This window comes from Streptomyces spiramenti (genome assembly GCF_012034385.1).
Lineage (GTDB): Bacteria > Actinomycetota > Actinomycetes > Streptomycetales > Streptomycetaceae > Streptomyces > Streptomyces spiramenti.
The window spans coordinates 1-5,442 of record NZ_JAAVJB010000288.1 but is presented as its reverse complement, the minus strand read 5'-3'; the positions used below and the strand labels follow the sequence as shown (position 1 = coordinate 5,442).

Annotated in this window: 4 protein-coding genes and 1 pseudogene; 3 read left to right on the top strand and 2 right to left on the bottom strand. The window is 73.5% G+C overall.

The window, feature by feature from the left end; translation table 11 throughout:
• Positions 1–581: DnaJ domain-containing protein (locus HCJ92_RS21735; protein WP_167935313.1), on the bottom strand; the 581-nt coding region annotated here is incomplete at its 3' end.
• A 135-nt stretch (positions 582–716) separates the two neighbouring features.
• Positions 717–1,988: a type III PLP-dependent enzyme domain-containing protein gene (locus HCJ92_RS21730; RefSeq protein WP_167935312.1), complete on the bottom strand. Its 1,272-nt coding sequence runs from the start codon at positions 1,986–1,988 to the stop codon at positions 717–719.
• A 266-nt stretch (positions 1,989–2,254) separates the two neighbouring features.
• Here HCJ92_RS21730 and HCJ92_RS21725 point away from each other — a divergent pair.
• The 3 genes and pseudogenes from HCJ92_RS21725 to HCJ92_RS21715 all read left to right on the top strand — a co-directional run.
• Positions 2,255–3,001: pseudogene (locus tag HCJ92_RS21725) on the top strand (IclR family transcriptional regulator); the annotation flags it as partial.
• Between the two features lie 341 nt (positions 3,002–3,342).
• On the top strand, positions 3,343–3,774 hold the full coding sequence (locus tag HCJ92_RS21720; RefSeq protein ID WP_167935311.1) for a RidA family protein: 432 nt from the start codon (positions 3,343–3,345) through the stop codon (positions 3,772–3,774).
• 180 nt (positions 3,775–3,954) lie between these two features.
• On the top strand, positions 3,955–5,166 hold the full coding sequence (locus HCJ92_RS21715) for a pyridoxal phosphate-dependent aminotransferase (protein ID WP_167935310.1): 1,212 nt from the start codon (positions 3,955–3,957) through the stop codon (positions 5,164–5,166).
• Positions 5,167–5,442 lie beyond the last annotated feature (276 nt).

The window sequence follows — 5,442 nt, the reverse complement described above, 5'->3', positions numbered from 1 at the left end:
GGGCGGGCGGCGTGACGGCCCCCCTCGTCGAGACGGCCCTCGACGAGGGGGCGGTCCGGGGCCGCCTGCGCACTCGTCAGCCGGCCGCCGCTGTCGCCGACCGTCGGCGGCTCGGTCGGCGGGGGCGGGGTCCGGTACACCACGGCCCGCTCCACGGCACGACGCTCGGCAACCTCGTGTTCGGCGGCCTCCCGGACGGCTGCTCGGCGCTCGGCCGCGCGTCGCTGCGCCGCCTCACGGTGGGCCGCCTCACGGTGGGCCGCCTCACGGTGCGCGGCGGCTCGCTCGGCGAACTGCCGCTCAGCGGTGGCACGCTCGCGGGCACGGCGTTGCTCGGCGGCACGTTCGACCAGGTGCTCGTCGTACGCGGCACGGCGGGCGGGGTCGGTGAGGGTGGTACGTGCGAGCGCCAGATCCCTGATGCGCTGCTCGGCCAACTGCCGCCGGTCCAGGTCGGGGTGGCTGGTCAGCCGTTGCCAGCTCCGGTGTTCGGCACGCAGCCGGTCGGCGATCTGTGCCGCCGTGGCTCCGGGGTCCAGGCCGAGCAGTCGGTAGTGGTCGGTCGGCTCTCCCGCGCGCATCGCCCTAGTCCAGCACAACGGGGCGCCGACGCCAAGGACCGGGCCGGAGTGCGCCGTTCGCCCACCGCTGACAGAGCGACGGGGCCAACGGCGGGGCGTCGAAGGGGAGGACGCCCCGCCCTGGCCGCCCGTCGGTCAGAAGAAGGTGCGGACGAAGTCGCCGACGGACCCGTCGGCGTCGACGACCGGGATCAGCTGCCACTTGTCGAAGATGGTGCAGGGGTGGGACATCCCGAGCCCCACCCAGTCGCCCACATCAGGCACGTCGTCGGCGTCCTCGCCCCGGACGAAGGCGTGCTGGTCGGAGAGGCGCGTCACCGTCAGCCCGCGCGCCGGGACGACGCCGCCCGTCGCACGCCGCAGCACCTGCACCTCGGGCAGCCCGAGGTCGTAGGCGACGTCGCGCTTGCCTGCGTTGACCAGCGCCAGCCCCGGTTCGGGCCGGGAGACGACCTGCGCCCACAGCCGGAACGCCGGAAGCAGCGAGCCCTCGTCCGGCAGCCGGTTGAACGGGGTGACCTCGCGGTACCGGCCGTCGTCGTGGCTGACGTAGGCGCCGGAACGCAGCAGCCCCAGCACCGGACGGGAGAGCTCGGGCAGCTCCGCGAACACCTCGGCGACCGCGTCGAACCACGCCGACCCGCCCGCGCTGACGATGATCTCCCCGGTGGCGGCGAACAGGTCATCGGAGTCCAACGCGACCGCGAGCGCCACCAGTTCGCGCAGCCAGGACCGAACATTCGCCTCGTCGGCGTCGGGCACCTCGCCCTCGTAGCCGGCCACGCCCACCAGCGCGAGCACGGGCGAGGCGTTGACCGCCGCCGCCACCGACGCGGCCTCCGTCGCGCCCCGGGCGCCGGTTCGTCCACCGCGGGCGCCCAGTTCCACGACGACCTCCAACGGCCGGGTGGCGCCCGTCGCCCGCAGGGCGTGGTCCATCAGGTCGACCCCGCGTACGGAGTCCGCGTAGACCACGCAGCGGAACTCGGGGTCGGCCGCCAGCTCACCGGCGAGCCAGGCCAGGGCGGGGGCGTCCACGACCTCGTTGGCGAGGAAGATCCGCTGCACTCCGAACGCCCTTGCCACGCGGGCCTGGTGCGGGACGGCGACCGTGATGCCCCAGGCTCCGTGGTCGAGTTGCCGCCGGAAGAGCGCGGGGGCCATGGACGTCTTGCCGTGGGGTGCGAACGCGAGTCCGTGCCGTTCGGCGAACTCGCCGAGCGCGCGCATGTTGTGTTCCAGCGCCTCGGCGGAGAGCGTCAGCACCGGCGTGGTGAAACCGCCGGAGTACAGGTCCCGGCGCTCGCGGGCGAGCGCGCCGACCGTGCGGCCGTCGGCGTCGGGCGGCAGCCCGCGGAAACGGTGGTCGACGATCTCGTCGGCGAGGCGGTCGATTGCGGAAGCCATGAGAATCTCCGATGAGTCGCTACCTGGCCTGCTGTGTTGCGCCACATGCAACGGTCGTTGCGCTCCATGCGCAGCTCTGTCTAGCATCCGGCGCAGAGCCGGTCAACGGACAGCCGGCGCGACGGGAACGGAGCTGACCCCATGCCGGACACCTCCCCCCGCACGGCGTCGCCCGCCGCCGGGAACCGGCTCGGCGCAGCACCGACCGGCAACGGCGGACCCGGATGTCCGGGAACCGTGGCGGGCACTACGGCCGGTGGCCCGCGATGAGCCAGAGCCTGGACCGCGCCCTGCGCATCCTGCCGCTGCTGGCCGAGGGGCCCGCCGGACTGGAGCAGGTGGCGCGTCACATCGACGCGCACAAGTCGACGGCGCTGCGCCTGCTGCGCACCCTGCACGCGCACGGACTCGTCCACCGGCAGCCCGACCAGCGCTACCGGCTGGGTTCGCAGTTGTTCGCCCTGGCCCACCGTGCGGCCGAGCAGCTGGACGTCCGGGAGATCGCCCATCCCCACCTGCGGGAACTCAACGACCGCACCGGTCACACCGTGCACCTCGCGATCCGTGAGGAGGACCGGGTGCTCTACATCGACAAGGTCGAGAGCCGGCATCCGGTGCGGATGTACTCGCGGATCGGCCGCGAGGTGGCGGTGACGGTGGCCGCGGTCGCCAAGGTGCTGCTCGCGGACCTGCCGTCCGGTGAGCGCGAGGCGCTGGTGCGTCGGCTCGCGTTCCCCCGGTACACCCCGCGTTCGGTCACCGGTCCGCCGGAGCTGCTGGCGGAGCTGGTGACGGTCCGCGAACGCGGCTGGGCCACCGACCTCGGCGGCCACGAGGAGTCCGTCAACTGCGTGGCAGCGCCGGTGCACGGGCACGACGGGCGGGTGGTGGCCGCGCTCTCGGTCTCGGTGCCCAACGTGGTGGCCGGCGAGCAGGCGGTGCTGGCGCTGCTGCCCGAGGTGCGGCAGACCGCCCGCGCGGTCACCGACGCCTACACCGGTCGGACCACTCCCCCCGCGCTGGCCCGCACCGCCGCGGCGGGCGCGGCAACGCCGGGGAGAGCGGCGGACGGGCACGGCGGGGACGCGTCCGCCGGAGCCGCCCCGGGCGGCGGAGCCGCGACGGACACGGCCGGCACGGGTACGCATCCCGCGGACGGTCGGCGGGCAGCGATACCCGACGACGGCACGCCCCCGTCATCGGACGGCTGACCGCGCACCACCACGACCGACCCGCACCACAGCCACAGCCACAGCCACAGCCACAGCCACAGCCGGACGACGTCCGTGCGGGGCCCGCACCGCCGGCCCCGCACTCACCCCACCGCACCACCCCACCAGGAAAGGCGACACCCATGACCGAGAAGACCCCGGCCACCCCCGGCCGCACCGCCAAGACAGCGGTCACCCCGCCCCAGCACACCACTCCGCCGGCCCGCTTCTCGCACGGCGTGATCAAGGGCGGTCTGCTCCAGGTCGCGGGCCAGGTCGGCTTCGGGCCCGCGGAGCCGGGCAGCTCCCCCTCCCCCGTCGGTCCGGGGCTCCGGGAGCAGACCGTGCAGACCCTGGAGAACGTCCGCGCGGTCCTGGAGGAGGGCGGCGCGTCCTGGGAGGACGCGATCATGATCCGCGTCTACCTGACCGACACGGAGCACTTCGCCGAGTTCAACGCGATTTGGGACGAGTACTTCGCCGGGCTGACCCAGCCGCCGTCGGCGCGCACCACCGTCTACGTGGGTCTTCCCGCCGGCCTGCTGGTGGAGGTCGACGCGCTCGCCGTGCTCTGACCCGGGCGGCGTGCTCCCGCGGGCGCGTCCGACGAGGCCCCCGGGGAGGCTGGTCACCGGCCGCCCCGGGCGTCCGCACCCCGGGCCCCGTCGCGCCCCCCGCGGGCGGCGCGACGGCGGTTGGTCCGTGTGGTGAGAAAAACAGAGCGCACGGGCGGACGCGGTCGTATGGTGACCGCTATGCAGGTCATCCAGTCAACGAAGCTCGCCAACGTCTGCTACGAGATCCGTGGCCCGGTCCTGGAGGAGGCGCAGCGGCTGGAGGCAGCCGGCCAGCGCATCCTCCGGTTGAACACGGGCAACCCGGCGGCGTTCGGTTTCGAGTGCCCGCCGGAGATCCTGGAGGACATCCTCCGCAACGTGGGCGAGGCGCACGGTTACGGCGACGCGAAGGGCCTGCTGGCCGCCCGCCGGGCAGTGCAGCAGCACTACCAGACCAAGGGCATCATGCTCTCCGTCGAGGACGTCTACCTCGGCAACGGCGTCTCGGAACTCATCCAGATGGCGATGCAGGCGCTGCTGGACGACGGCGACGAGGTCCTCGTGCCCTCGCCCGACTACCCGCTGTGGACGGCCTCGGTCTCGCTGTCCGGCGGCACCGCCGTCCACTACCGCTGCGACGAGCAGTCCGAGTGGATGCCCGACCTCGCGGACATCGAGCGCAAGATCACCGACCGCACCAAGGCCATCGTGGTGATCAACCCGAACAACCCGACGGGTGCGGTGTACAGCGAGGAGATGCTGCGCGGGCTGACGGACATCGCCCGGCGCCACGGCCTCGTGGTCTGTTCCGACGAGATCTACGACCGCATCCTCTACGACGACGCGGTCCACCACTCCACCGCAGCCGTCGCCCCGGACCTGATGACGCTGACCTTCAACGGCCTGTCGAAGAACTACCGCGTCGCGGGCTACCGGTGCGGCTGGATGGCGGTCTGCGGGCCGAAGGAGCACGCCTCCAGCTACATCGAGGGGCTGACGATCCTCGCGAACATGCGGCTGTGTGCCAACATGCCGGCGCAGCACACGGTCGCGGCGGCGCTCGGCGGTCGCCAGTCGATCGAGCAACTGGTGCTGCCCGGCGGACGGATGCGGGAGCAGCGCGACATCACGTACGAGATGCTGACCCAGATCCCCGGCATCAGCTGCGTCAAGCCCAAGGGCGCGCTCTACGCCTTCCCCCGGCTCGACCCGCAGGTCTTCCGCATCAAGGACGACCGCCAGATGGTGCTTGACCTGCTGCGCTCCGAGCAGATCATGATCGTCCACGGCACCGGCTTCAACTGGCCGGAGCCCGACCACTTCCGCATCGTCACCCTCCCCCCGCCCGAGCAGCTCGCCGACGCCATCACCCGCATCGGGAAGTTCCTCGACGGCTACGCCCAGTACTGAGCCGCGGCCGGGGGTGCGGCGGTGGTCCGCCGCGGCGCCCCCGGTGGTCCGCCGCGGTCGACGCCGACGACCGCGCCGACGGTTCGGTCACGCCGACGGCCCCGCACGCCGTTGTGCGGGGCCGTCGGTGTGCGGGCCGGCAAGGGGAAACCGGCCCGGCCGGCAAGCGGTCGGGCACGCGGTCCGGTCGGGGACCCGCGGCCCTGTTCGCCACCGGTGGCGGAGTGCGCCGTGGCGGCGCGGCAGGAGGGGCGCCGTGGCCGAGCACCGTGGCAC